Raw genomic sequence first — 23,862 nt, forward strand, 5'->3', positions numbered from 1 at the left:
TCAGGCCAGGCGCTCGCCGGTGATATCGGCCAGGTGGTCCAGGAGTGCGTTTTGGAACCGCTCGTCGCGGGCTGCGTGGTGCGGCTTCTCCCGGTTCTGGTGGAACCAGTAGCCGCCGCTGGTGAGCGCCGCCGGGTCATCGCTCGTGGCGAGCCATTCCTGGGTCAGGTGTCCGAGCCGGAGATCGTCCGGGGCGCTGGCGCCGCCCATCCGGGTGGGCACCCAGCCTGGATCGACGGCGTTGCTGAGGACGTCGGGCCATAAACGGGCGACGACGGCGGCGAGGGCTGTGAGGTAGAGCTTGCTGTCCGAGTAGGTCACGTTGTCCGTGCCCGGTTCGAGCCTGCCGAGATCGGCGTGCCCGCCGCGGTGCATCCCGCTGCTGAGGTAGACCAGCCGCTGGGGGCGTTCGATGAGCGCGGTGAGGAGGTATGGAGCGACAACGTTCACCGTGAAGATGTCCGGGCTGTGCAGCACTCCCGCGTTGTGGATGACGGCATCCATCCAGCCGATCGCGTTGACCTGACGGGCGAGATCACGCGTCTGTTCCAGGTCCGAGAGGTCGCCCACCACGGCTGCGGCCCCGCCGTCCACCAGATCCTGGACGGCATCCAACCGGGCAGTGCTCCGGGCATGCACAGCGACGTCGTGGCCGTTTTCCAGGAGGGTCTGGGCGGTAGCCCGTCCAAGCCCGTCAGCGGATCCGGTGATAAAAACACGCATCCCTACACCTTATCGGTCGCGTTCCCCGAGGGAATCATACTTGTATACATCTATACAAGTATGATGGGTACCGGAGGTCGAACATGACTGATTTACCTGCCCGGAACACCGGCGCGCATTTTGTTTATGCGGAACTGAAACGGCAGATCCTCAGCCTTGAACTGAAGCCCGGGGAGCGGATTTTTGAGCCTGCAATGGCGGCTTCATTGAAGGTGAGCCGTACGCCGCTGCGTGAGGCCATGAGGCGGCTCATCTCGGAGAACCTCCTGGAGCAGCAGCCCACGGGGGCCGTCTTGGTGCCAAACCTGGACGAGGCGGTCATTTCGGAGTTATACGAGGTCCGGGCGGCCATGGAGTCGTTGATGGCACGGAACGCCTGCATTAAGGCGACGCCTTCTGACATCGAAGCGCTCCGAGGCATCCTGGCACGTAACGCTGCAGTGGTGGAGTTCGCCGATGACGCCATGCGGCAGGGCATGGCACTGCACAGCAGGCTTGCGGAGATCGCCGGAAATTCCTGGGCCCGCCGTTTCCATGGCCAGGTGTCAAGCCAGATGGAGCGGTACCGGCACTTCACCAACAGCACCCAGGAACGGCGTGACCAGGCGCTGGCCCAGCACCGGGCCCTCGTTGACGCCGTGGCAGCGGGCGATCCGGACAACGCTGCGAAGATTGCTTTCGAGCATGTCATGGGCGCCCGGGATGCCGCGGTGCGTGCCATCTCAGGCAGCGGCCTGGGCATCTCATGATCGGCGAACTTGGAAGCCGCACCACAACTTCCCTCCTGGTCCATTCCGCGCTGATCCAGGCCGTGACCTTCCTGGTCCGGCCCGCGGCAACCTACCGCGCGCTTGAACTGGACGTCCCCGGGTATGCCCTGGGCCTTCTGGCAGCAAGCTATGCTGTTTTCCCCTTACTGCTCGCGGTGCCGACGGGCGGCCTGGTGGACCGCCTGGGTGAGCGCCGGCTGATGGCCATCGGGTCCGCCGTCGTTCTTGCCTGTTCTGCTTTCCTGCTGCTGTGGGGCTCGTCAATCGTCGCCCTGGTCATCGGAACCGCGCTGCTGGGTGCCGGGCAACTCGCCTGCGTTGTAGGGCAGCAGGCCGTGGTGGCCAACAACGCTCCCCCAACCCGGATGGACGCAGCTTTCGGTTACCTGACTTTCGCCGCATCCCTGGGCCAGGCCCTCGGACCCCTGGCGATCTCCCTCGTGGGAGGCGCCTCCATCCGCCCCGACACGCAGGCGATCTTCTTCCTGTCGACGTGCATGAGCCTGGCGCTTTTCGTGACCACGTTTGGCGTGGCCGCACATATCAGCGGCGCGAAGAGGAAGGCAATTGCAGGTGGCGGCAACACCGGCAACGCACTCTCGCTGCTTCGGACTCCTGGCGTCGCCCGCGCATTGGCCACCAGCGCCACCGTGCTTGCCGTGGTGGACCTGACCATGGTGTACCTCCCGGCACTCGGATCCGAACGCGGGCTTACTGCGGCAACGGTGGGCGCCATGCTCACTGTCCGGGCAGTGTTCTCCATGGTTTCCCGGATCCTGCTGGGCCGGGTGTCCCGGAAGCTGGGCCGCATGAGGCTGCTGGTGTTGAGCCTGGCACTGTCCACCGTCGCCTTGGCCGTGGCGGCGATTCCCATGCCGACGTGGCTGTTGTTTGTTGTGATGGCCGTTCTCGGGCTGGGCCTGGGCATCGGCCAGCCGCTGACCATGTCCTGGCTTTCGGCGCAGGCCCCCGCGGGGCAGCGAGGACGGGCGCTGGCTCTGAGGCTCGCCGGGAACCGGGTGGGCCAGGTGGTGCTGCCGAGTGCCATCGGGGTGGTCGCGGCAGGGCTCGGTGCAGGGGGTGTTTTCCTTGCGTCCGCCGCGGTGGTGGGCGGGACGATGCTGCTGCTCCGGGGCGTGGAGTTGGACTAGGACGTGCAGTTGGATTAGCTACGGCAGCCGGCTCGGCCGGAGCACCGAAGGCACGCCGGCTTGTGCAGGATCCAGCGGAACGGGACTGAGCAGCACCGCAGGGCCGCGGTGCAGGGTTCCGCTGGAGAGTGCACGGCAGCGGATGCCGCCCCTGCCCCGCATCGCGGCATGGGCCCCCGGCGCAAGCACCTCGTTCATCCAGGCGCATGGGTGGGCAGGCCGCCCGCCGTGGAGCTCCACTACGGAGCCGCCGGATTCCAGCGCGAAATCCTGCCCCAGCAGTGGAGCCAGGTGCGCGCCCCGCAGGATCACGTTCCGGCGCGTCGCCAGCGGATCGAACGGCCCCGCCTCCAGCTCCGCGGCCATGGCTTCGAGGGCCTCGACGGCGAACAGGGTCACCGCCGCGTCCATGTGTGCCGCCTTCCCAAAAAACCGGTCGCCCACGATGCCCTTGCCGGCTACCACCTCCGCCGTTTCAGCATCGAATGTAGGCACATCTGCCGCGCCGTCCTTAGCCCGCCCGAAGTAGGCATGCTCGGGTGACACCAGCAGGTGCAGGATTTCGACGCCGTACTTATAGGTCTCCGCCATGCCGCCTAGCCGCCAACGTAGGCCGCAAGGTGTTTGCCGGTGAGCGTCGAGGCGTCAGCCACCAGCTCAGCCGGCGTGCCCTCGAAAACGATCCGCCCGCCGTCGTGCCCTGCTCCCGGGCCCAGGTCGATAATCCAGTCAGCGTGCGCCATCACCGCCTGGTGGTGCTCGATGACGATCACGGACTTGCCGGAATCAACCAGCCGGTCCAGCAGGCCCAGGAGGTTCGCCACGTCGGCAAGGTGCAGGCCCGTGGTGGGCTCGTCCAGGACGTACACGTCGCCCTTTTCGGCCATCTGGGTGGCCAGCTTGAGCCGCTGGCGCTCGCCGCCGGACAGTGTGGTGAGCGGCTGGCCGAGGCTGAGGTAGCCCAGGCCCACGTCCGCGAGCCGGTCAAGGACTGTGCGCGCCGCCGGCGTTTTGGCATCACCTTCGGCGAAGAAGCCGGCAGCCTCCGTCACGGACATCGCCAGGACGTCCGCGATGTTCTTCCCGCCGAGGGTGTATTCCAGCACCGATGCCTGGAAGCGGCGGCCCTCGCAGTCCTCGCACGGCGACTCCACCGTTGCCATCACACCCAGCTCGGTGAAGATGACACCGGCACCGTTGCAGGTGGGGCAGGCGCCCTCGGAGTTGGAGCTGAACAGCGCCGGCTTCACCCCGTTGGCCTTTGCGAAAGCCTTGCGGATGGGCTCCAGCATGCCCGTGTACGTGGCCGGGTTGCTGCGCCGGGAGCCCTTGATGGCGCCCTGGTCGATGACCACCACGCCCTCGCGCTTGGCCACCGAACCGTGGATCAGCGAACTCTTGCCCGAGCCCGCCACGCCCGTCACCACCGTCAACACGCCCAGGGGGATGTCGACGTCGACCGCCTGCAGGTTGTGTGTTGACGCGCCGCGCACCTCGAGCGCTCCGGATGCTTTCCGGACCGTTTCCTTGAGGGACGCGCGGTCCCCGAGGTGGCGCCCCGTGATGGTGTCGCTGGACCGCAGGCCCTCCACGGTGCCCTCGTAACAGACGGTGCCGCCCGTGGTGCCGGCGCCCGGCCCGAGGTCAACGATGTGGTCCGCGATCGCGATGGTTTCCGGCTTGTGCTCCACTACCAGCACGGTGTTGCCCTTGTCCCGCAACTGGAGCAGCAGCTGGTTCATGCGCTCGATATCGTGCGGGTGCAGCCCGATGGTGGGCTCGTCGAAGACATACGTGACGTCGGTGAGGGAGGAACCGAGGTGCCGGATCATCTTGGTGCGCTGGGCCTCGCCGCCGGAGAGCGTCCCGGCCGGGCGGTCCAGGCTGAGGTAGCCCAGGCCGATGTCGGAGAACGAGTCCAGCAGGTGCTGCAGGCCCTTGAGCAGGGGAGCCACCGAGGGGTCCTTGAGGCCGCGGATCCACTGGGCGAGGTCGCTGATTTGCATCTGGCACAGTTCGGCGATGTTCTTCCCGTTGATCCTGGAGGACAGCGCCTGCTGCGTCAGCCGGGTCCCCTCACACTCGGGGCACGTCTGGAACGTCACAGCGCGCTCCACGAACCGGCGCACGTGCGGCTGCATCGCCTCGGGGTCCTTGGACAGCATGGACTTCTGGATCTTGGGGATGATGCCCTCGAAGGTCAGGTTGACGCCCTCCACCTTGATCTTGGTGGGCTCCGCGTACAGCATGGTCTCCAGCTGCTTCTTGGTGAACTTCGCAATGGGCTTGTCCATCGGCAGGCCCATGCCCTCGAACAGACGCCCGTACCAGCCGTCCATCGAGTACCCCGGAACAAGCAGCGCTCCCTCGCCCAGGGACTTTTCGTCGTCGTACAGCGCCGTGCGGTCAATGTCGCTGACGGCGCCCATGCCCTCGCAGCGCGGGCACATGCCGCCCAGGTAGACGGCCTGCTGGACCACGGCCTTCTCCACCCGGCCGTCACTTTTCTCCGTGGACATTACGCCGCTGGCCTTGCGGGTGGGCACGTTGAAGGAAAACGCCGTCGGCGGGCCGCCGTAGGGTGAGCCCAGCCTGCTGAAGAGGATACGCAGCATGGCATTCGCGTCGGTGGCAGTGCCCACGGTGGAGCGCGGGTTGGCGCCCATCCGCTCCTGGTCCACGATGATCGCCGTGGTGAGCCCTTCCAGGAAGTCCACCTCGGGCCGGGCCAGCGAGGGCATAAAGCCCTGCACAAAAGCACTGTAGGTTTCATTGATCATGCGCTGCGACTCGGCGGCGATGGTGGCGAACACCAGGGAGCTCTTGCCCGAACCGGACACACCCGTGAACACTGTCAGCCGGCGCTTGGGCAGCTCAACGCTGACGTCCTTGAGGTTGTTTTCCCGTGCCCCCTGCACCCGGATCAGGTCGTGGGTGTCGGCAACGTGCAGCCCGTTGGTCTGGGGATCGGTGTTCGTGGCGGTACTGGTGTCCGTGCTCATCGGGTCTCCATCTGTCGGGCTGCAATATGTCCTGCGAGGGGGAGGCCGCGCCCGCAGCCTCCCCCTCGTGCCGCTGGTTCCTATCCTCGCAGCTCAGGGCTGCTGGTTGATGCGGACGGTGTTGCCGGCCGGGTCGCGGAAGGCGCAGTCACGGATTCCGTAGGGCTGGTCAACGGGTTCCTGGACCACGTCGGCTCCGGTGGCCTCCACCGAGGCGAACGCGGCGTCCACGTCCGGGGCGGACAGGATCACGGTGGCGTAGGTGCCCTTGGCCATCATTTCGGCGATGGTGCGGCGTTCGTCGTCGGTGATGCCGGGATCCACGGCCGGCGGGTGCAGGACGATGGAAACATCCGGCTGCCCTGCAGGGCCCACCGTGATCCAGCGCATGGTGCCGCGGCCAACATCGTTACGGACCTCGAAGCCCAGGGCGTCGCGGTAGAACGCCAGGGAGGCGTCGGGATCGGTGTGCGGAAGGAAGGTTGAGGAAATGCTGATCTTGTTCATGGCAGTCATGCTAGTTGCGGCTCCTGCATGGGCGCTTCTCGATTCCTGACCGGTCTGGTGACCTGTTTCGCCACGCACGCGGGAATGCCCGCCGTCGACATTTCTGCCTCCTGTTTGTAGACGCTGGGCGGCATACCCACAAGCTCCGTGAAGCGGGTGCTGAAGGTTCCCAGCGAGGAACAGCCGACGGCGAAACACACGTCCGTGACGGAAAGGTCACCGCGGCGGAGCAGCGCCATGGCCCGCTCGATGCGCCGGGTCATGAGGTAGCTGTAGGGCGATTCCTGGTACGCAGCCTTGAAGCGGCGGCTCAGGTGCCCGGCGGACATGTGGACGCCGCGGGCCAGGGACTCGACGTCCAGCGGCTGCGCATATTCCCGGTCGATCCGGTCCTTGACGCGGCGAAGATCCGTAAGCTCACGGAGGCGGGCGTCGGAGAGGGGGCTGGAGGTCACACTTCAGATCGTGCTACGGCCCGGCGGAGTTGTCCAGAGTCCCGGAACCTGCGGACCTGACACAGCACAATGCCGGGCAGGGACCGCTTTCACGGACCCTGCCCGGCTGGGCGCAAGCCGGCGCTTTGGCTAGGAAGCAGCCTCCTGCGCCTGGAGTTCGCGCACGTCCCCCGTAAGGACGGTCAATTCGACGCCGGCAGGCCGCTCTACTGTGCTGCTGATGCGCACTGAGGAACCGGTGTGGGCCGACTCCAGCACTGACTCCATCACCTCAAGGACATGGAAGGCCAGGGTGCCGCCCGCGCGGGGCTCGGCACCTTCCGGGGTGGCGGCGAGGTCGGCGATGCCGAAGCCGCGCCCTGAGTCAACGTAGCCGGCGGACACGGGGAGGGTCTCCCACGCATCGGCGCCCAGGGAGAACAGCTGGACGTCGCCGTCGAAATGGTTGGGGTCCGGCACCACCAGGGAGCCGTGTTCGCCGTGGATCTCAATGTTCGGGGACTTGGACTTCACGGCGTCGAAGCTCATGAACAGGGTGGAGAGCGCGCCGGAAGCGTGCGTCAGGACGCCGGTGACGTGGGAGTCGATCGCAACGGGGACCTTTTCGCCCTGCCGGGGGCCGGAGCCGATGGTCCGTTCGCTGCGCGTGTGGCTCGCCGCGCCCGTCACCGAGACCACCGGGCCCAGCAGGGTCACCAGGGCCGTGACGTAGTAGGGGCCCATGTCCAGGAGCGGCCCGCCGCCGGGCTGGTAGTAGAAGTCCGGGTTCGGGTGCCAGCGCTCGTGGCCGGGGGTCACCATAGTGGCGGAGGCGGAGATGGGTGCGCCGATCAGGCCGTCATCGATCGCCTTGCGGGCGGTCTGGATGCCGGTGCCCAGTACCGTGTCAGGCGCGCAGCCGACGACGACCCCGGCCTCCCGCGCTGCCTCCAGCACCGTCCGTGCCTCCGCGGTGGTGGCGGCGAGGGGCTTCTCGCCGTACACGCTTTTGCCCGCTGCAATGGCTTTCAGCGCCACCTCGGCGTGCGCTGCGGGGATGGTGAGGTTCAGGACCAGCTCGACGTCGTCCGCGGCGAGGAGTTCGTCCACGGAAACGGCGCGGACGCCGTCGTACTGCTCCGCCACCGCCTGGGCGCGAGCTGGATCCAGGTCCGCCACCGCTACAAGTTCCAGGTCCTGGAGCTTGCGGAAGTTGGTGAGGTACTGCGCGATGATGGCGCCGCAGCCAACGATTCCTACTTTTAACGGCTTGCCCACAGCAGGCCCCTTTCGATGATGGTGCGGACGTTGGTGTCCTGGAGGATTTCGACCCGGTGGCCGGGGGTGGCGACGAAGATGCGGCCCTTGCCCCATTGGCGGGTCCAGATGGCGGGGGAGGTGACTTCGCGGTTCCAGGGGTCCCATTCCCGGACCTTTTGGGTGGTGGTGGCGAGGACGTCGATGTAGTCGTCGGAGAGGACCCAGTACTGTTCGGTGACCAGGTCGAAGTCCTTGATGCCCTGGGTGATGGGGTGTTCCGCGGCCGCGGGCAGCATGTTCACGGTGTAGGGCACGTAGTTGTCAGACTGCTCGCCGATGCACTCGTCCGGGTGCTTGCCCGGGTGGCAGGCGAACTGGCCGCCGATCAGGTGGAGGTAGTCGGAGTTGTTGCGGTAGGAATCGGCGATCCCGCCGTGCCAGCCGGCCAGGCCGGTACCGTTTTCCACCGCCGTCCGCAGCCCGGCGAACTCGTCCTTTTCGATGGTGGTCATGGTCATGCACTGCATGATCAGGTCCACGCCGGCCATGTATTCGGCGTCGGCGTAGACCTTCGGGGATTCCTCCACGCGGACGTGGTAGCCGTTGTCCTTGAGGTAGGGGATGAACAGCTCGGTGGCCTCGTAGGGCTGGTGGCCGTCCCAGCCGCCGCGGACCACCAGGGCATTTTTGGGTTCTGTCATTGGGTTTCCTTTGGTTGGCTGCCGGCTTTTGTTTTGCCGGCACAGGTCGGGTCAGCGGCTGGAGAAGGCGGCGTCGAAGGCTGCTGCGGGTGGGGCGATCCGGGCCAGTTCCTGCAGCATGGCCAGCGCCTGCGGTGCCCCGACGAGGCGGTCCATGCCGGCGTCCTCCCACTCGATGCTGGTGGGGCCGTCATAGCCGATCGCGTTCAGGGTCCGGAAGATGCGGTTCCACTGCACGTCGCCGTGGCCTGCAGTGACGAAGTCCCAGCCGCGGCGGGGATCCGCCCACGCGAGGTGTGAGCCCAGCCGTCCGTTGCGGCCATCGAGCTGGCGGACGGACTCCTTCACGTGGACGTGGAGGATGTGTCCGGCGAAGTCCTGCAGGAACATCACGGGGTCCAGGTCCTGCCAGATGAAGTGGGAGGGGTCGAAGTTCAGCCCGAAGCTGCTGCGGTGCCCGATGGCTTCCAGCGTGCGTTTGGTGGTCCAGTAGTCGTAGGCGATCTCGGAGGGGTGGACTTCCAGGGCGAACCGGACACCCTCTTCCTCGAAGACGTCCAGGATGGGGTTCCAGCGGTCCGCGAAGTCCCGGTAGCCGGCGTCGATCATTGACTCTGGCGCGGGCGGGAACATCGCGACGGCCTTCCAGATGGATGACCCGGTGAACCCGGTGACCGTTTTCACGCCGAGCCTGGCGGCGGCCCGTGCGGTGTCCTTCATCGACTCGGCGGCCCGGGCGCGGACGCCCTCCGGATCGCCGTTGCCCCAGATTTCCGCGGACAGGATGCCCTGGTGGCGTTCATCGATGGGATCGTCGCACACGGCCTGGCCGGTGAGGTGGTTGGCGATGGCGAAGACCTGGAGGTTGTTCTTTTCCAGGATGTCCAGCCGGCCCTGGAGGTAGTTGTCGTCCTCTGCCGCCCGTCGCGGGTCCAGGTGGTCTCCCCAGCAGGCGATCTCCAGCCCGTCAAAGCCCCACTCGCCGGCGAGCCGGGCCACCTCTTCAAACGGCAGGTCGGCCCACTGGCCGGTAAACAGGGTGATTGGTCGTGTCATCGTTTCTAGACTTTCTGCCACTGGCTGGAGTTGGCGGCGCTGGACTCCACGGCTGCCAGGACACGCTGGACCTGCAGGGCATCGGCGAAAGAGGGTTCCGGCTGGCGGCCTTCGCCAATGGCCGTGACCAGGTCCACCACCTGGTGTGTGAAGCCGTGTTCATACCCCAGCCCGTGGCCGGTGGGCCACCAGTTGCCGACGTAGGGGTGCTCGGGCTCGGTGACGTAGATCTTGCGGAAGCCGGCGTCGGGGGATTCGGCTGCGTCGTAGAAGGACAGGACGTTCATGTCCTCGAAGTCGAAGGCCAGTGACCCCTTGCTGCCGTTGACCTCCAGGCGCATGGCGTTCTTCCGGCCCAGCGCGTATCGGGTGGCTTCGAAGACGCCCACGGCGCCTGTGGAGGCAGCTCCGCCGTCGAACTTTGTGTCTTCAAAGCGGGCACTGAAGATGGCAGCATCGTCCACCGTGACGCTGCCGCGGGGAGTGTCGCTGCTGAGGTCGCCGTGCCCGCCCAGGCCTACGAGGTCCCCGGCGAGCGGCCGCTGCGGCACGAACGTTTCGAGCAGTGCCGAGACGCCGGTGATGTTCAGCCCGGTGACCCATTGGGCGGCGTCGATGCTGTGCGCCCCGATATCGCCCAGGGAGCCGGACCCGGACTTGCTCTTATCCAGCCGCCACGTCATGGGGGCATTCTCGTCCGAGAGCCAGTCCTGCAGATATTGCGCGCGGACGTGCCGGATCTCGCCCAGCCGGCCCTGGTCCACGAACCGCTTGGCCAGTGCCAGGGCGGGGGTGCGCCGGTAGCTGAAGCCGCACATCGAAGCGACGCCCTGCTTGGCGGCGGATTCCGCCGCAAGGGTCATCCTCTCAGCTTCCTCCACGGAATTGGCCAGCGGCTTTTCGCACAGTACGTGCTTGCCGGCCTCCAGGGCGGCGATCGCAATCTCGGCATGGGTATCGCCCGGCGTGCAGATATCGATCAGGTCGATGTCGTCCCGCTCGATCAGGCGCCGCCAGTCTGTCTCAACCGACTCCCAGCCGAGCTTGTCCGCGGCGGCCCGGACGCCGTCGGCATTCCTGCCGGCCACCGCGGCCAGCTGGGGCTGCAGCGGCAGATCAAAGAACCGCGGTGCGGTGCGCCAGGCATGCGAGTGGGCGGCGCCCATAAAGGCATAGCCCACCATGCCGACGCGCAGTGGCTTTTCGCTGGTCATGTAAGTGTCCTTTCTACTTGCTGAAGCCGGCTGTGAGGCCGGCGAGCAGTTGGCGGCGCGCGACGACGTAAATCACCAGGAGGGGGAGCGTCGCCAGGACCACGGAGGCCAGGATCGCGGGGATATTGACGCTGAACTCTCCCTGGAAAGTCCAGAGCGACAACGGCAGGACCCTGGTGGCGGGGCTTTGGGTCAGGATCAGCGGGAAGAGGAAGCCGTTCCAGACATGCAGGGCGTTATAGATACCCACAGTGATGACGGCCGGTTTGGTCATGGGGAGGGCGAGCCGCCACATCATGGCCCAGTCCGAGCAGCCATCCAGCCGCATCGATTCGAACAACTCGTTCGGGACATCGCGCATGAAGTTGGACAGGATGAGCACGCTGACCGGGATGGCAAACGCCACGGACGGCAGGATCAGGGCGAGCAGGGTGTCATACAGGTGCGCCCGGGTGATCATCCAGTAGATGGGGATGATGGTGGCATGGAGCGGGATGGCCAGGCCCAGGAGGAACAGGTTGTTCGTCATGGACAGGAACCGGCCCCTGCCGCGGACGATTGCGTAGGCGGCCATAAATGACACCAGCAGAGCCGGGAGCACCGTGCCAAGCGTGACGATCAGGCTGTTGGTGAAGTAGCGGACAAAATTGTTCTCCAGCACCAGCTTGTAGTTGTCCAGCGTCGGCTCCGTTGACGGAAGCATCGGGTTGGACGTAAAAAAGCCTGCCTGGTTCTTGAAGCTGGTGATCACCACGTAGTAGATCGGGACGATGATGATCGCGAGCCAAAGCCAGCCTCCCAGGCCGCCCAGAAGGTTCGGACGCAGCCGTCCCGGCCCCTTGCTGCGGATAACAGGTTCCGCGGCGATGCTGCTGGCGGCCGAAGGAGGAACCGGGAGTTGAGTTGTGGACGCCATCAGGCACCTTCCAATTGGCTTGCATTGCGGTTCTTGCCGCCCAGGCGCTGCAGCAGCAGGGCCAGTCCGAGGCCGATCACAACGAGCATCACGCCCAGGGCGCTCGCCGCTCCCATGTCGTTGGCTTTGAACCCCGTCAGGTACATGTGCAGCGGGAGCAGCCGGGTGCTGTAGCCGGGTCCTCCGCCGGTGAGCACGAAAATGAGGTCGAAGTACGCCAGGCTTCCCACCACCATCAGGGTGGACGAGGTGATGATCGTGTACTTCAGCTGGGGCAGCGTGATGCTCCAGAACTGCCGGAACCGTCCGGCGCCGTCAATCTCTGCTGCCTCATAGAGCGACGCCGGGATCTGCCGCACGCCTCCCTGGTAAATCAGCGTGTGAAAGGGAACAAACTGCCACGCGATGACGAAGACCACCACGAACAGCACCAGGTCCGAATTCCCGAGCCAGTCCTGGGCCAGGGCGGGAAGCCCGAACCCCGGGCCCAGGCCGAAGTTCGGATCCAGCAGGGCTTTGAAGGCGATGGCAACTGCGGCGGAGGAGAGCAGCAGGGGCAGGAAGTAGAGCACGGCCAGGGCGGCACGGTATTTCTGGGCGCCCGCCGTGAAGACGCCCAGGAGCAGGCTGACCGGTGCCTGGACGATGAACGAGAAGAACATGATTTTGGCCGTCACTACCAGGGCGTTGCCTGTCACGGGATCGGTCAGGACGGTGGTCCAGCTGGACAGTCCGTCCAGTTTGATTTCGCCCAGGCCGTTCCAGCTGGTGAAGCTCAGGAAGACCACCCCGATGAGCGGGACCACCGCAAATACGAGGAAGAAGATCAGCGCCGGAGCGGCCAGCCACCCCGAGGGGCCCGCGTCGCGGACCCCTCGGCCAGCAGTAACTGGAGATGCCACGGTTGCTACTTCCCCACCGTGGCGTTCATCGTGGTGATGAACTGTTCCGGGGTGATCTTCTTCAGGAAGATCTGGTCCAGGTTGGAGAGCATCGCATCACCCTGCGCCGGGCTCAGCGCCTGGTCCCAGGAGAGCGTAAAGCTGGGGGCGTTCTTGGCCAGCCCGTAGACGAACGTCAGGAAATCCTTGTCCGGCGAGGCTTCGAGTTTGCTTTCGATGCCTTGGACCACGGGCACGGCTCCGGAGTTGATCAGGGCATCGGTGTTGGCATCGGTGAACATCCCGTCCTTGACGTAGTCCAGGGCGGCCTTCTTCTGGGCGTCCGTTGCTTTGGCGGAGATGGACCAGAAGTTGGACGGGTTGCCCACAACGTTGGCGGGGTCGCCCTTGCCCCCGGGCACCGTGGGGAACGTGGTGTAGCCAAGCTTGCCGCTCTTGACGAAGTCCGCAGCATCCTTCTTCATGCCCTGGTAGATCCAGCCGCCCTGCAGGATCATGGCTGACTTGCCCGTGTACATGAGAGCCTGGTCAGCGTTGCTGTCCGCGGCAATGGACGAGAAGCCGTTGATGAATCCGCCGGCGTCAACCAGCTCCTGGATCTTGGTGAGTGCCTCTTTTACTGCCGGGTCTGACCACGCGCCGGGCTTATTGGCCGCGATGTTGGCGAAGACTTCCGGTCCGCCGATGCGCTCGACGAGGTACTCAAGCCACATCAGGTCCGGCCATTTTGACTGGCCGCCGAGCGAGAACGGGGCGATGCCGGCGTCCTTGAATTTCGGCACGAGGGCCATCAGTTCGTCCCATGTCTTGGGAGGCTGCGCGCCCGCCTTGTCGAAGGCTTCCTTGTTGTAATAGAGGACCACAGGCTGCACGTTGTTGTTCGGCAGGGCGTAGGTTTTGCCGTCCACCTCGCCGTTCTTCAATACAGAGGGAAGGTAGCGGTCCTTGACCTCCGGGTTGTCCTTCAGGAAACCGGACAGGTCATCCACCTGCCCGGCGTCCACGTACGACTTCAGTACGCCGCCGCCCCAGCCGTAGATGAAGGTGGGGCCTTCGCCGGCACCGACGGCGGTGCGGACCTTGGTTTTGTAAGCATCGTTGGCGAAGAAGTCGAGCTTGATCGACTTGTCCGGATTTGCCTGGTTCCAGTCGTCCACGGACTTCTGCAGGACCGGCTGGTTGCCGCCGGTAAGGCCCCACATGGTGGCCGCGTCACTGCTCACGTTTGAACCGGCAGGACCTGCAGAACCGCAGGCGGCCAGGCTGATTGCCACTCCCGCAGCGGAAATTGCCATGGCTGCCGAGCGCAACTTTCGAATGTTCATTTCGCTTCCGTTCATCCTCCGGGCTCAACGCTGGGTCCCGGTAACGTGTAACGCGGGCATGCACTTCGGCTTCGAAGCGGATGCCTGCATCAATTCGGTTCTGGGCCGCACTGACAATATTCGAAACTTTTCGAAAAGCTTGCGACCGGTGAAGCAAATCTAACGGTGAGGCGCATCACAGTCAAGGGGTCGTTCCTGCGATATTTGCGCTGGATTTACTGCACCGTTGACGCCGTTGCTCTGTTGGATGCAGTATTGGACCTATCGAAATATTTCGAAAGACGGGACTGACCCTTGGCTACAAATGTGCGGCCGGAAAAAACCACCCTGGCAGCTGTTGCCCTGCAGGCCGGGGTTTCAACACCCACGGTTTCCAAAGTGGTGAACGGCCGGGAGGATGTCGCGCCTGAAACCCGTGCGCGGGTCCTTGCCGCACTTGAACAGGCCGGGTACCAGTCGCCCCTGCAGCGCCGCACCGCAACGAAGACCAGCACTGTCGTGGAGGTGGTGGTGGACGTGCTCACCGCCGCCTACACCGTTGAAGTCCTTGACGGCATATTGCAGTTCGCCGCGAAAGCAGACGTTGAAGTCCTCATCAGCGCCACCGGGCCGGCGGCATCGGGCATGGCTTCCACGGCGCAAAGCCCTGAGCGGCGTGCCCAGCGGATGGTGGACGAGGGCAGGGCGGGAATGATTGTGGTGACATCAGCCTTCGGCGAGGCGCAACTGCAGGCGTTCCGGCGCCGCAAGCTGCCCGTCGTCGTGATTGACCCGCTCAACCCGCCCCCGGCGGACGTGGTCAGCGTCGGTGCCACCAACTGGGCAGGCGGCAAGTCCGCAACCGAACACCTACTGGAGCTGGGGCACCGGCGCATCGCCTACATCGGCGGCATCGAACAGGCTGAATGCAACCAGGCGCGGCTGCACGGCTATATGGCCGCCCTGACGGCACACGGCGTCCCTGTGGATCCCCAGTACATCGTTTCCGGCGGCAGGTTCCGCCGCGACAGCGGAACTGCGGGGCTGCAGGCCCTGCTCAAGCTCGACCAGCGGCCAACGGCCATCTTTGCCGCGAGCGACAGCATCGCGTTGGGTGTCCTGGGCGAAGCAGCCCGCCAGGGAGTCAGGATCCCCGAGCAGCTGAGCCTCATCGGGTTCGACGGGACAATCCAGGGCGAGGAGTCGGTCCCGGCCCTCACCTCAGTGTCCCAGCCGCTCGAGGAAATGGGCCGGACGGCATTGCGGTCATTGCTCCGCCAGGCCCGCGGCGAGGTCCTGGATTCCCGCCGGGTTGAGCTGGCCACGCAGGTGATCGTCCGAGACACCACAGCACCGCCCGCGGCCTGAGCCCGGCTTTTCGAAAGGAACACCCATGTCATCCAACACTCCTCCCAACGGTGAGCTGACCGTCCTTCGCGCGGGGGACTACGAGGCAACTGTCGCGAGCGTGGGGGCGGGGCTGGTGAGCTTGTCCTTCGGTGGCACGGACCTTGTCCTGCCCTTCCCGGCGGACGAACTGCCCCCGGCCTATGCAGGAAAGGTGCTGATGCCCTGGCCGAACAGGGTGGCCGGCGGCGCCTACAGCTTTGCCGGGCAGCGTTTCGAACTGCCGGTGAACGAGGCGGGCACCGGCAGCGCCCTGCATGGGCTGGCCCTGTGGAATGCCTGGCAGGTGGAACGGCGCTCGGATGCCGAGGTGGTGCTGACGCACCTGCTGCACGGCGAGCCGGGTTACCCGTTCCAGCTCGCGCTGACGGCCCGTTACGCGCTGGACGCAGAGACCGGGCTGTCCATCGAACTCGGGGCCAGGAACCAGGGAACCGCCCCCGCCCCCTATGGCTGCGGCTCTCACCCCTACATCACCGTGGGCGGGGACATCTCCACGTGTGAGCTGACATTCCGCGCGGGCAAGGTGCTGATGACGGATGAAAAACTCCAGCCCACCGAGCTCCGGGACATCGCGGGCACGGAGTTCGACTTCTCCCAGGCCCGCATACTGGCTGGGCAGCAACTCGACCACGCCTTCACTGCCCTCCCCGAGGGGGCATGGGACGTCCGGCTGCGGCACCCGGCCCGGCAGCTTTCGGCGGTGGTGGAATCAACGGGTACGGATGCCCCTTGGCTGCAGCTCTACTCAGGGGAGCTGCGGGGCCGGAAAGGGCTCGCTGTGGAGCCCATGACCTGCCCGCCCGATGCCTTCAATTCCGGCCAGGACCTGGTTGTCCTGGCGCCGGGACAGTCACACTCGCTGGCCTGCAGGATCCACGCTGTGGACGGCTGAAGGCGGCAGCCGCAGAGGTGGAGTTAACCGCCCCTTCCGGCAGGTATGATTATCCCGCCGACCAACAAACGAGGTCCTCGCCCTCCCGGGCTCGAGTCAACGGTTTGTCCGGCACAACCAACCTTCAAAACCCTCATCACCCCTGCCCGGCTCCGGCTGGCAGGCCCTGAAAGGACACCATGGAACTGCTGTGGGAAATCGCCGGCTGGGCCGGCGCGGCTGCGATCCTCAGCGCCTACCTCGCCGTCTCCATGGGCTGGCTGAAGGCCGGCAAAGGTTTCCAGACTGCAAACCTGTTCGGCGCCGTCGCCTTCATCATCAACGGCACCGTCCACGAGGCCTGGCCTTCCGTGGTCACCAACGTGGCCTGGTTCCTGATCTCCGCCATCGCCCTTTTCCGCATGCGCTCTGCGGCTCCCCAGCCGGTGGTGCCGGCTGAGGAGCCGCAGGTTCAATTCCCCGGCGTCCCGGACACCACCGGCCAGCTTGCCGTGGTGGAGGCCCTCACCGGTTCCGTTCACGGTGAGGCGGACGTGCACCGGGTGCCTGTGGAATGCACGACGGCGGTCAGGCCGGCTGGGGTGCCCTGCTGACCTCGGCGTCTTCTGCCTGGGCCGTCCGCACCTGCGCCTGGCGGCCCAGCCAGCGTGCGCTCTCCTTGGGCGTCCGTTCCTGGGTCTCCCGGTCTACGCCGATGAGGCCGAACTTTGGCCCGTAGCCGAACACCCACTCAAAATTATCGAAGGCCGTCCAGGCGATGTAGCCGCGGACGTCGATGCCGTCCGCCAGGCAGGACGCCACGCACTCGACGGCAGTACGCAGGTAGTCCACCCGCTGGGTGTCGTCCTCGGTGGCCAGGCCGTTTTCCGTGACCATCACGGGAATGCCGGCGATCCGGTGGGCTTCCCGAATGGTGGCTTCAAGGGCCTGCGGGTAGATCTCCTCGCCCATCTGGTTCGTGGGAACCCCTTCGGGCGCCGGTGCGTGCCCGTCCGGGCCGTACACGGTGCGGCCATAGGTCTGGATCCCCACAAAGTCGTCGCCGCGTGACGCCTCGAGGAAGCGCTCGTTCACGCCGCGGCGGACCTTTTCCGCAAGTTCCTCGCCGCCGTCGATGGACTGAATGTCGGAGTTGGCAAGCGTCCAGCCCACCAGCAGGTCCGGCCGGTGCGCCTTGATGACCGCGGTGCCTGCCCGGTGCGCCGCCACCTTCACGTCGAACCCGGCCTCCGTGGAGCAGAACTGGAACGGGGCAACGGTGCTGGCATCAACGCCAAGGCGGTCGGCTGCCGCCGCCCACACGGGTACTGAACCGCGGTTTTCCGGGGCCACGCCGCCGATGCCGAAGGACTCCAGCAGCCACGGCAGGTTGGGTTCATTCAAGGTGCACGCGACGCCGATCAGGTCGCCCAGGTGCGCCATCACCCGGTCGCAGTAGCGGGCAAAGAGCTCAGCGGTGCGCGGGCCTTCCCACCCGCCCAAGGCCAGGAGCCAGCGCGGGGACGTGAAGTGGTGGAACGTCACCACGGGGGTGAGGCCGCGCTCGTGGCAAGCCTCCAGCATGCGGCGGTAATGGTCCAGTTCGGCCTGCGAGAACAGCCCCTCCTCCGGCTCAACGCGCGCCCACTCAATCGAAAAGCGGTAGCTGGTGAACCCGAGGTCCGCGATCAGGGCGATGTCCTTGCGGTAGCGGTGATAGTGGTCCACGGCATCCCCGGACGGCTCGGAGAACATGCTGCCCGGCAGGTGTTCGAGGAACCAGGTGTCGCTGTTGACGTTGTTCCCCTCCACCTGGTGCCCGGCGGTGGCGACGCCCCAGAGGAAGTCCTGCGGGAATGCTGATGCGGTGGTCATGTAGTTCCTTTCGGTTCAGCGCCGACGTACAGCGCACGGGGCCTCTCTGCCCTGGCTTTCCATCCTGACCGCCTGCGTGACCGGGGCCACAATACTTTTTCAATCAATGACATTCTCATGTGAGCGCCTGCAGCCACCGCTTGATGCTTGGAAGGAGCCGGCCAGCAGCCAGCCCCAAGACATTCCCTCCGTTGTCACATCAGAATGCAAAGGCGCACTACATGAAACTCCTGAACTCCACCGCCCGTGCGAGCTCCGCCGTTCTGGCCGGAGCGCTCCTGCTGGGATCATTGACCGCCTGCGGCGGCGGCTCCAGCCAGGCCACCGCCAAGGCAGACACCAGCTCCCTGACGCTCGCCATCGACAGTGACTCGGCCTCGTTCGGCTTTGATCCCCTGCGGGTTTCAGCTGCCCAGCGGCAGTTCTTCGAGGGCCTCTACGAGAGCCTGATGACGCTGCAGCCCGATGGCTCGGCAGGCCCGGGCCTGGCCAAGGAGTTCAACTACAACGGGGATAACACCATCCTGACGCTGACCCTCACGGACGGCGTGACCTTCACGGACGGCTCCAAGCTCGATGCTGAACTGGTCAAGGCCAACCTGGACCGCCGGTCCGATCCTGCGCTCAGCGCCTACTCCGCCGTCGCCAAGGGCGGCGCGCAGGAAATCACGTCGGTGGACGTAATCAGTCCCACCCAGGTGGCCCTGACCTTCGCCGCGCCGCAGCCGGGCTTCGAAAAGAACCTGGCATCCACCACAGGCATGATCGTGGGCAAGAACGGCGTCACTGACTCCGCCAGCCTCGCCGCCACCCCTGACGGTTCAGGCCCCTACACCCTGGATGCTTCCACGGTGAAGGGCAACAAGTACGTGCTGGTGAAGAACGAGAAGAGCCCCGAAGCCTCCAAGTACGCCTTCAAAAAGGTGATCTTCAGCGTGGTCCAGGACCCCCAGGCCCGCGCCAACGCCCTGGTCTCCGGCCAGGCGGACGTGGCCATGCTGACCTCCTCCACCGTTGACTTCGCCAAGTCCAAGGGTGTGGGCGTGTCCCAGATCGGCGGGACCGTCAACACCATGATTTCCTTCGACAAGATCGGCAAGACCGCCCCGGCATTCGCCGAGGAAAAGGTCCGCCAGGCCATCCAGTACGCCATTAACCGCCAGGCACTGGTGGACGCCCTGCACAAGGGTGACATCCCGGCCTGGAACGCCCTGCCCAAGGACTCCGCAGGCTTCAGCAAGGACATCGAAACCACGTTCGCCTACAACCCCGGGAAGGCCAAGAGCCTGCTGGCCGAAGCCGGCTACCCGAACGGCTTCGACTTCACCATCATCGCCAGCGCCCAAACCCAGACAGACCTGCAGGCCGTCCAGAAGGACCTCGCCGCCGTCGGCATCACCATGAACGTGAAGATGGCCTCGTCCACTGACGAAGCCTTCGCCGCCGTCGCCACCACGCCCCTGGGCTACGCGCCGTTGAACTGGGACAACCCCGTGGGCGTGATGTACGGCGCCATCCTGAACGGTTTCACCAACGTGCAGAAAGCCACCGACGAACAGCTCAGCGCAGCCACCGGCGAGCTGGCCGCCGCGAAGGACGACGCCGCCGTCAAGGCCGCGGCCACCAAGCTGAACACCCGCCTGGTGGAATCCGGCTGGATGATCCCGCTGTACGAGGCCCTCACCAACCAGGGCTACAACACCAAGAAGGTGGCACCGGTGGAGTTCGCCGGAACCAACGCCTACCCGCTCCTCTCGTCCTACAAGCCGGCCAGCTGATACCCGCACCTGCCGGACGGGCACTCCCCACCAAGGAGGAGGGCCCGCCCGGCAGGGCCTGATCGATGGAGGTCACCATGGCACTATTCATCACCAAGCGCCTGCTGATGGCGCTGGCCACCGTGCTGGTGGTTGCGGTACTGGCGTTCCTGCTGGTGCACGCAATGCCGGGCAGCCCGGGCGCCGTGTCCCTCGGCGCCGGCGCCTCCCAGGAAGCCATCGACGAAGTCAACCAGCGTCTCGGCTGGAACGATCCGCTCCTGGTCCAGTTCATCAGCTGGCTCGGCGCCGCAGTCCAGGGCGACCTCGGTATATCGCTCATCGACGGCCGTTCCGTCAGCGCGGACCTGGCCAGCAGGCTCCCCGTCACGGCCTCGCTGGCCGCCGGCGCCACGCTCCTCAGCGCAGTCCTCGGCATCGCCCTGGGCGTCACCGCGGCTGTCCGCGGCGGAACCGTTGACCGGATCATCGGCGGTGTGGCCGGCATGGCCGTAGCCCTTCCGGCGTTCTGGATCGGCATCATCTTCGTCTACCTCCTGGCGGTCCAGTCCTCCGTCTTCCCCGCCACCGGCTACGTCCCGTTCGAGGTCTCACCCCAGGACTGGGCGCTGTCCCTGGCACTGCCGGTGATCACCCTGGCCGTGGGCGGCGGAGCGTTCATCGCCCGCCAGACCAGGGCCTCCATGCTCGAAGCGCTCCAGCAGGAACACATCCGGACCCTCCGCGCCACGGCCACCCCCACCTGGAAAATCCTCTACATCCACGCCCTGCGCTACGCCAGCCTCCCCATCGTGGCCGGCATCGCGCTCCAGTTCATCCAGCTTTTCGGCGGTTCGGTCATTGCCGAGCAGCTGTTCGCCATGCCGGGCCTGGGCCAGGCCGTCCAGAACTCCGTCAGCACCCATGACGCCCCGTCCGTCCAGGGCGTCGTGGTGATCGCCACCGTGGTGGTGGTCGCCGTGAACCTGGTGCTGGAACTCGCCACCAAGTTCCTCGACCCGAAGTTGCGTGCCTCATGATCCCCAACGTTGCCCCCGCACCTGCAGATTCAGCGGAGCCGACGGCGGCTGCCGTCCTTCCCAAGGCCCCGCGCCGAAGCGCGGCCAGGAAGTTCTCCGGCAGCAAGCTGTTCGCCTCGCCGGCGAGCATCGCCGGCGTGGTCTGGCTGGCCGCTCTCGTGGTTGCCTCCCTCACCGCGCCGCTGTGGCTGCCGTTCAAGACCGAGGACCAGGACTTCACCGCCGTCCTCTCCGGACCCACCGCCGCCCACTGGCTCGGCACCGACGAACTGGGCCGGGACCTCCTCAGCCGCATCTTCGCTTCGGCGGCCGGCACGCTGGGGACGTCCATGATCACGGTGATTGTCGCCGTCGGCCTCGGAACCCTGCTGGCGATGCTGGCCGCAGCCGCCGGCGAACGCGTGGAAACTGTCATCAGCCGCGTCACCGAAATCATGATGTCCCTGCCCGGCACAGTGATCATCCTGGCCGTCATCGGCGCCGTGGGAACCAACATTCCGCTGATCATGGGCATCCTGGGCGTGCTGATCGCGGCAGGCATCTACCGCGTGATGCTGGGCCAGGCCAAGTCCCTGCAGTCCCAGCTGTACGTTGACGCCGCCAAGGTGGACGGCGTCAGCACGGCCGGCATCAGCCTCCGGCACGTGCTGCCCGGCCTGACCAACACCATCGTGGTGCAGGCAGCCCTGATCTTCGCCGTCGGCATGCTCATCCAGGCCGGCCTGGCCTTCATCGGCTTCGGCCCGCCCATCCCGCAGCCCAGCTGGGGCGGCATGATCCAGGGCGCCTCGCAGCACGTCTACGACGCCCCCTGGCTGATGGTCCCCACCGGCGCGGTGCTGGCCCTGACAGTCCTGGCCGCCAACGCGATCGGCAATGCGCTGGGCAAGGCGCCCAACGCCACCGTCTCGCACCTGCCCTCGGCGTCAGCCCGGCGCCAGCGCGCCAAAGCGGTCGCCGCGATGGCCGCTGCTGCACCGGCTTCGCAGGACGCTCCGAAGAACACGCTCAGCGTCCGCAATCTCTCCGTGGGCGTGGACTCCGTGGGTGCAGGCAAGGGAGTCCGCCTGGTCACGGATGTCTCCTTCGACGTCGAACCCGGCACCGTCCTTGGCCTGGTGGGTGAATCCGGTTGCGGCAAGACCATGACGGCGCTGTCCCTCCTGGGCCTGCTGCCCTCCGGGGTTTCCGTGACCGGCGGCCAGATCCTGTGGAACGGCCGGAACCTGGCCGCGGCCACCGAGAAGGACATGGAAGGCATCCGCGGACGCGGCATCGCCCTGATCTCGCAGGAACCCATGCGCGCCCTGGACCCCATGTTCACCGTGGGCTACCAGCTCACCGCCACCGTCCGGCGGCTCCGCGGGATAGGCCGGGCCGAGGCGAAGGCCGAAGCCCTGGGGCTGCTGGAAAAGGTGGGCATCGTGGACGCCGCCCGGATCCTCAAAACCTACCCGCACCAGATCAGCGGCGGCATGGCCCAGCGCGTGGCCATCGCCCTGGCGCTCGCCGGGCGTCCCCGCCTGCTGGTGGCGGACGAACCGACCACTGCACTGGACGTCACCGTGCAGGCCGAGATCCTCTCGCTGCTGCGGTCCCTGGTAAAGGACACGGGAATGTCCGTAGTGATGGTGACGCACGATCTTGGCGTGGTGGCCGACCTCTGCGACCAGGTGGCCGTGATGTACGCCGGCGAAGTAGTGGAGAACGGCCGGACGGACAGCATCCTGGACAACCCGCGCCACCCCTACACCCTGGCCCTGCTTGCCGCGGATCCGCACGCCAACCACGCAGCGGACATGCCCGAGCGGCTCGCCACCATCAGCGGACAGGTCCCGCAGCCCAAGGACTGGCCGAGCACCTGCCGGTTCGCCGCCCGCTGCCAGTTTGCCGGGTCCGCCTGCCTGGTGCCCATCCCGCTGCTTCCCTCCGGAACCGGCGACGGCGTGGTGCGCTGCGTTAAGGCCGACGAACTCGCCGTCGAAGGCCTGGACTGGGTGGCCACGGACGTTCCCAGCCACCACATCCTGAACCTGGTTGAGGCCCCGGCTGCTGCAACCCGAACTGCTGAAAAGGATCCCGCATGAGCACCGCAACCTCGGTCCGCCCCGAAGCGCCGCGGCCCGCCGCCGCCCAGCCCCTGCTGGAGGTCAAGGACGTGGTGGTCCGCTACGGACGCGGCCGCAAGGCAGCCGCCGCTCCCGCCGCCGTCGACCGCGTCAGCTTCAGCATCGCCCCCGGGGAAACCGTGGGGCTGGTGGGGGAGTCCGGCTCGGGCAAATCGACCATCGGCAAGGCTATCCTGGGCCTGCAGAAGGTGTCCGGCGGGTCCATCACCTATCAGGGCAAGGACATCACCTCCGCCGGAGCGTCCCAGCGCAGGGCTTTGGGAAGTGAGCTGCGGGCCGTCTTCCAGGACCCCAACTCCTCGCTGAACCCGCGCAACACCGTAGGTTCCTCGCTCGCCGAACCGCTCCGGCTCCGCGGGGTTGGGGCCACGGAGGCACGGCAGCGCGCCGAGGACATGCTGGAACGCGTGGGCCTGCCCCGCGAAGCTGTTGACCGGTACCCCAGCCAGTTCTCCGGCGGCCAGCGCCAGCGCATCTCCGTGGCCCGCGCCCTCATTTGCGACCCCAAGCTGGTGGTCTGCGACGAAGCCGTGAGCGCCCTGGACCTCTCCACCCAGGCCCAGGTGCTGAACCTCCTGGCCGACCTGCGGGACGAGCGCGGCCTGGGCTACCTGTTCATCGCGCACGACATCGCCGTGGTCCAGTTCCTGGCCCAGCGCGTGGTGGTCCTCTACCGCGGGCAGGTGATGGAAAGCGGGCCCGCCGCCGCCGTCACCGAGAACCCCAGGCACCCGTTCACCCAGGCCCTCGTTGCCGCGTCCCCGGTCCCGCGGCCCGCCGAGCAGGCCGCCCGGCGGGAGGCCCGCGAGTCCCTGGGCGTGCGCACGGGAGCGGCCGCGG

22 protein-coding genes are annotated in these 23,862 nt (G+C 66.5%); 9 read left to right on the plus strand and 13 right to left on the minus strand.

Annotated elements, in window-relative coordinates; all coding sequences use genetic code 11:
* Positions 1–723: an SDR family NAD(P)-dependent oxidoreductase gene (locus FNL14_RS06005; protein ID WP_142058474.1), complete on the minus strand. Its 723-nt coding sequence runs from the start codon at positions 721–723 to the stop codon at positions 1–3.
* An 83-nt stretch (positions 724–806) separates the two neighbouring features.
* Here FNL14_RS06005 and FNL14_RS06010 point away from each other — a divergent pair, with 83 nt between their 5' ends.
* Together FNL14_RS06010 and FNL14_RS06015 are read left to right on the plus strand one after the other, a co-directional pair.
* Positions 807–1,472, plus strand: coding sequence for a GntR family transcriptional regulator (locus tag FNL14_RS06010; RefSeq protein WP_142058476.1), 666 nt, complete (start codon positions 807–809; stop codon positions 1,470–1,472).
* A complete protein-coding gene (locus FNL14_RS06015) occupies positions 1,469–2,644 on the plus strand; it encodes an MFS transporter (RefSeq protein ID WP_142058478.1) in 1,176 nt (391 codons plus the stop codon). The genes FNL14_RS06010 and FNL14_RS06015 overlap by 4 nt, the downstream gene beginning before the upstream one ends.
* 18 nt (positions 2,645–2,662) lie before the next feature.
* Here FNL14_RS06015 and FNL14_RS06020 read toward each other — a convergent pair whose 3' ends face one another.
* The 11 genes from FNL14_RS06020 to FNL14_RS06070 form a co-directional block, all read right to left on the minus strand.
* Entirely contained in the window at positions 2,663–3,235 is a 573-nt protein-coding gene (locus tag FNL14_RS06020) for an MOSC domain-containing protein (RefSeq protein ID WP_142058480.1), read from the minus strand.
* Between the two features lie 5 nt (positions 3,236–3,240).
* Complete coding sequence (locus FNL14_RS06025) at positions 3,241–5,646, minus strand: excinuclease ABC subunit UvrA (protein WP_142058482.1); 2,406 nt, start codon at positions 5,644–5,646, stop codon at positions 3,241–3,243.
* Between the two features lie 93 nt (positions 5,647–5,739).
* Complete coding sequence (locus tag FNL14_RS06030; protein WP_142058484.1) at positions 5,740–6,162, minus strand: VOC family protein; 423 nt, start codon at positions 6,160–6,162, stop codon at positions 5,740–5,742.
* Positions 6,159–6,608, minus strand: a complete 450-nt coding sequence (locus tag FNL14_RS06035; protein WP_142058486.1) for a helix-turn-helix transcriptional regulator — start codon at positions 6,606–6,608, stop codon at positions 6,159–6,161. The genes FNL14_RS06030 and FNL14_RS06035 overlap by 4 nt, the downstream gene beginning before the upstream one ends.
* A gap of 129 nt (positions 6,609–6,737) precedes the next feature.
* Positions 6,738–7,865 carry a Gfo/Idh/MocA family protein gene (locus FNL14_RS06040; protein ID WP_142058488.1) on the minus strand — a complete coding sequence of 376 codons (1,128 nt, stop codon included), beginning with the start codon at positions 7,863–7,865 and terminating at the stop codon, positions 6,738–6,740.
* Complete coding sequence (locus tag FNL14_RS06045) at positions 7,850–8,548, minus strand: ThuA domain-containing protein (protein ID WP_142058490.1); 699 nt, start codon at positions 8,546–8,548, stop codon at positions 7,850–7,852. Before FNL14_RS06045 ends, FNL14_RS06040 begins: the two co-directional genes overlap by 16 nt.
* Positions 8,549–8,599: 51 nt before the next feature.
* The gene (locus tag FNL14_RS06050) at positions 8,600–9,604 is read right to left on the minus strand and encodes a sugar phosphate isomerase/epimerase (protein WP_142058492.1); all 1,005 of its coding nucleotides are present in this window, start codon (positions 9,602–9,604) and stop codon (positions 8,600–8,602) included.
* Positions 9,605–9,609: 5 nt separating this feature from the next.
* A complete protein-coding gene (locus tag FNL14_RS06055) occupies positions 9,610–10,818 on the minus strand; it encodes a Gfo/Idh/MocA family protein (protein ID WP_142058494.1) in 1,209 nt (402 codons plus the stop codon).
* A gap of 13 nt (positions 10,819–10,831) precedes the next feature.
* Complete coding sequence (locus tag FNL14_RS06060) at positions 10,832–11,734, minus strand: carbohydrate ABC transporter permease (protein WP_142058497.1); 903 nt, start codon at positions 11,732–11,734, stop codon at positions 10,832–10,834.
* Entirely contained in the window at positions 11,734–12,636 is a 903-nt protein-coding gene (locus FNL14_RS06065; RefSeq protein ID WP_142058499.1) for a carbohydrate ABC transporter permease, read from the minus strand. The genes FNL14_RS06060 and FNL14_RS06065 overlap by 1 nt, the downstream gene beginning before the upstream one ends.
* A 5-nt stretch (positions 12,637–12,641) precedes the next feature.
* Positions 12,642–13,961, minus strand: coding sequence for an extracellular solute-binding protein (locus FNL14_RS06070; RefSeq protein ID WP_091419055.1), 1,320 nt, complete (start codon positions 13,959–13,961; stop codon positions 12,642–12,644).
* 294 nt (positions 13,962–14,255) lie between these two features.
* Here FNL14_RS06070 and FNL14_RS06075 point away from each other — a divergent pair, with 294 nt between their 5' ends.
* From FNL14_RS06075 to FNL14_RS23235, 3 genes are all read left to right on the plus strand, one after another.
* Entirely contained in the window at positions 14,256–15,308 is a 1,053-nt protein-coding gene (locus FNL14_RS06075; RefSeq protein ID WP_142058501.1) for a LacI family DNA-binding transcriptional regulator, read from the plus strand.
* Between the two features lie 25 nt (positions 15,309–15,333).
* Positions 15,334–16,242, plus strand: coding sequence for an aldose-1-epimerase (locus FNL14_RS06080; protein WP_142058503.1), 909 nt, complete (start codon positions 15,334–15,336; stop codon positions 16,240–16,242).
* Between the two features lie 179 nt (positions 16,243–16,421).
* On the plus strand, positions 16,422–16,835 hold the full coding sequence (locus FNL14_RS23235) for a hypothetical protein (protein WP_181762551.1): 414 nt from the start codon (positions 16,422–16,424) through the stop codon (positions 16,833–16,835).
* On the opposite strand, the gene FNL14_RS06090 is transcribed toward FNL14_RS23235, so the two are convergent.
* On the minus strand, positions 16,810–18,096 hold the full coding sequence (locus FNL14_RS06090) for a glycoside hydrolase family 1 protein (protein WP_142058505.1): 1,287 nt from the start codon (positions 18,094–18,096) through the stop codon (positions 16,810–16,812). The genes FNL14_RS23235 and FNL14_RS06090 overlap by 26 nt on opposite strands.
* 221 nt (positions 18,097–18,317) lie before the next feature.
* Here FNL14_RS06090 and FNL14_RS06095 point away from each other — a divergent pair, with 221 nt between their 5' ends.
* The 4 genes from FNL14_RS06095 to FNL14_RS06110 all read left to right on the plus strand — a co-directional run.
* Entirely contained in the window at positions 18,318–19,874 is a 1,557-nt protein-coding gene (locus FNL14_RS06095) for an ABC transporter substrate-binding protein (protein WP_142058507.1), read from the plus strand.
* Positions 19,875–19,939: 65 nt separating this feature from the next.
* Complete coding sequence (locus FNL14_RS06100; protein ID WP_142058509.1) at positions 19,940–20,893, plus strand: ABC transporter permease; 954 nt, start codon at positions 19,940–19,942, stop codon at positions 20,891–20,893.
* Positions 20,890–22,980, plus strand: coding sequence for a dipeptide/oligopeptide/nickel ABC transporter permease/ATP-binding protein (locus tag FNL14_RS06105; protein ID WP_142058511.1), 2,091 nt, complete (start codon positions 20,890–20,892; stop codon positions 22,978–22,980). Before FNL14_RS06100 ends, FNL14_RS06105 begins: the two co-directional genes overlap by 4 nt.
* A partial coding sequence (locus FNL14_RS06110; protein ID WP_142058513.1) for an ATP-binding cassette domain-containing protein occupies positions 22,977–23,862 on the plus strand: 886 nt, incomplete at its 3' end. The genes FNL14_RS06105 and FNL14_RS06110, both read left to right, overlap by 4 nt.

Origin of the sequence: Pseudarthrobacter sp. B4EP4b (genome assembly GCF_006680095.1) — a bacterium.
GTDB lineage: Bacteria > Actinomycetota > Actinomycetes > Actinomycetales > Micrococcaceae > Arthrobacter.

What these genes read in the sequence shown, in the direction of transcription:
- FNL14_RS06005 (WP_142058474.1), bottom strand. Translation starts at nt 723, where the DNA reads ATGCGTGTTTTTATCACCGGATCCGCTGACGGGCTTGGACGGGCTACC.
- FNL14_RS06010 (WP_142058476.1), top strand. Translation starts at nt 807, where the DNA reads ATGACTGATTTACCTGCCCGGAACACCGGCGCGCATTTTGTTTATGCG.
- FNL14_RS06015 (WP_142058478.1), top strand. Translation starts at nt 1,469, where the DNA reads ATGATCGGCGAACTTGGAAGCCGCACCACAACTTCCCTCCTGGTCCAT.
- FNL14_RS06020 (WP_142058480.1), bottom strand. Translation starts at nt 3,235, where the DNA reads ATGGCGGAGACCTATAAGTACGGCGTCGAAATCCTGCACCTGCTGGTG.
- FNL14_RS06025 (WP_142058482.1), bottom strand. Translation starts at nt 5,646, where the DNA reads ATGAGCACGGACACCAGTACCGCCACGAACACCGATCCCCAGACCAAC.
- FNL14_RS06030 (WP_142058484.1), bottom strand. Translation starts at nt 6,162, where the DNA reads ATGACTGCCATGAACAAGATCAGCATTTCCTCAACCTTCCTTCCGCAC.
- FNL14_RS06045 (WP_142058490.1), bottom strand. Translation starts at nt 8,548, where the DNA reads ATGACAGAACCCAAAAATGCCCTGGTGGTCCGCGGCGGCTGGGACGGC.
- FNL14_RS06050 (WP_142058492.1), bottom strand. Translation starts at nt 9,604, where the DNA reads ATGACACGACCAATCACCCTGTTTACCGGCCAGTGGGCCGACCTGCCG.
- FNL14_RS06055 (WP_142058494.1), bottom strand. Translation starts at nt 10,818, where the DNA reads ATGACCAGCGAAAAGCCACTGCGCGTCGGCATGGTGGGCTATGCCTTT.
- FNL14_RS06060 (WP_142058497.1), bottom strand. Translation starts at nt 11,734, where the DNA reads ATGGCGTCCACAACTCAACTCCCGGTTCCTCCTTCGGCCGCCAGCAGC.
- FNL14_RS06070 (WP_091419055.1), bottom strand. Translation starts at nt 13,961, where the DNA reads ATGAACATTCGAAAGTTGCGCTCGGCAGCCATGGCAATTTCCGCTGCG.
- FNL14_RS06080 (WP_142058503.1), top strand. Translation starts at nt 15,334, where the DNA reads ATGTCATCCAACACTCCTCCCAACGGTGAGCTGACCGTCCTTCGCGCG.
- FNL14_RS23235 (WP_181762551.1), top strand. Translation starts at nt 16,422, where the DNA reads ATGGAACTGCTGTGGGAAATCGCCGGCTGGGCCGGCGCGGCTGCGATC.
- FNL14_RS06090 (WP_142058505.1), bottom strand. Translation starts at nt 18,096, where the DNA reads ATGACCACCGCATCAGCATTCCCGCAGGACTTCCTCTGGGGCGTCGCC.
- FNL14_RS06095 (WP_142058507.1), top strand. Translation starts at nt 18,318, where the DNA reads ATGAAACTCCTGAACTCCACCGCCCGTGCGAGCTCCGCCGTTCTGGCC.
- FNL14_RS06100 (WP_142058509.1), top strand. Translation starts at nt 19,940, where the DNA reads ATGGAGGTCACCATGGCACTATTCATCACCAAGCGCCTGCTGATGGCG.
- FNL14_RS06105 (WP_142058511.1), top strand. Translation starts at nt 20,890, where the DNA reads ATGATCCCCAACGTTGCCCCCGCACCTGCAGATTCAGCGGAGCCGACG.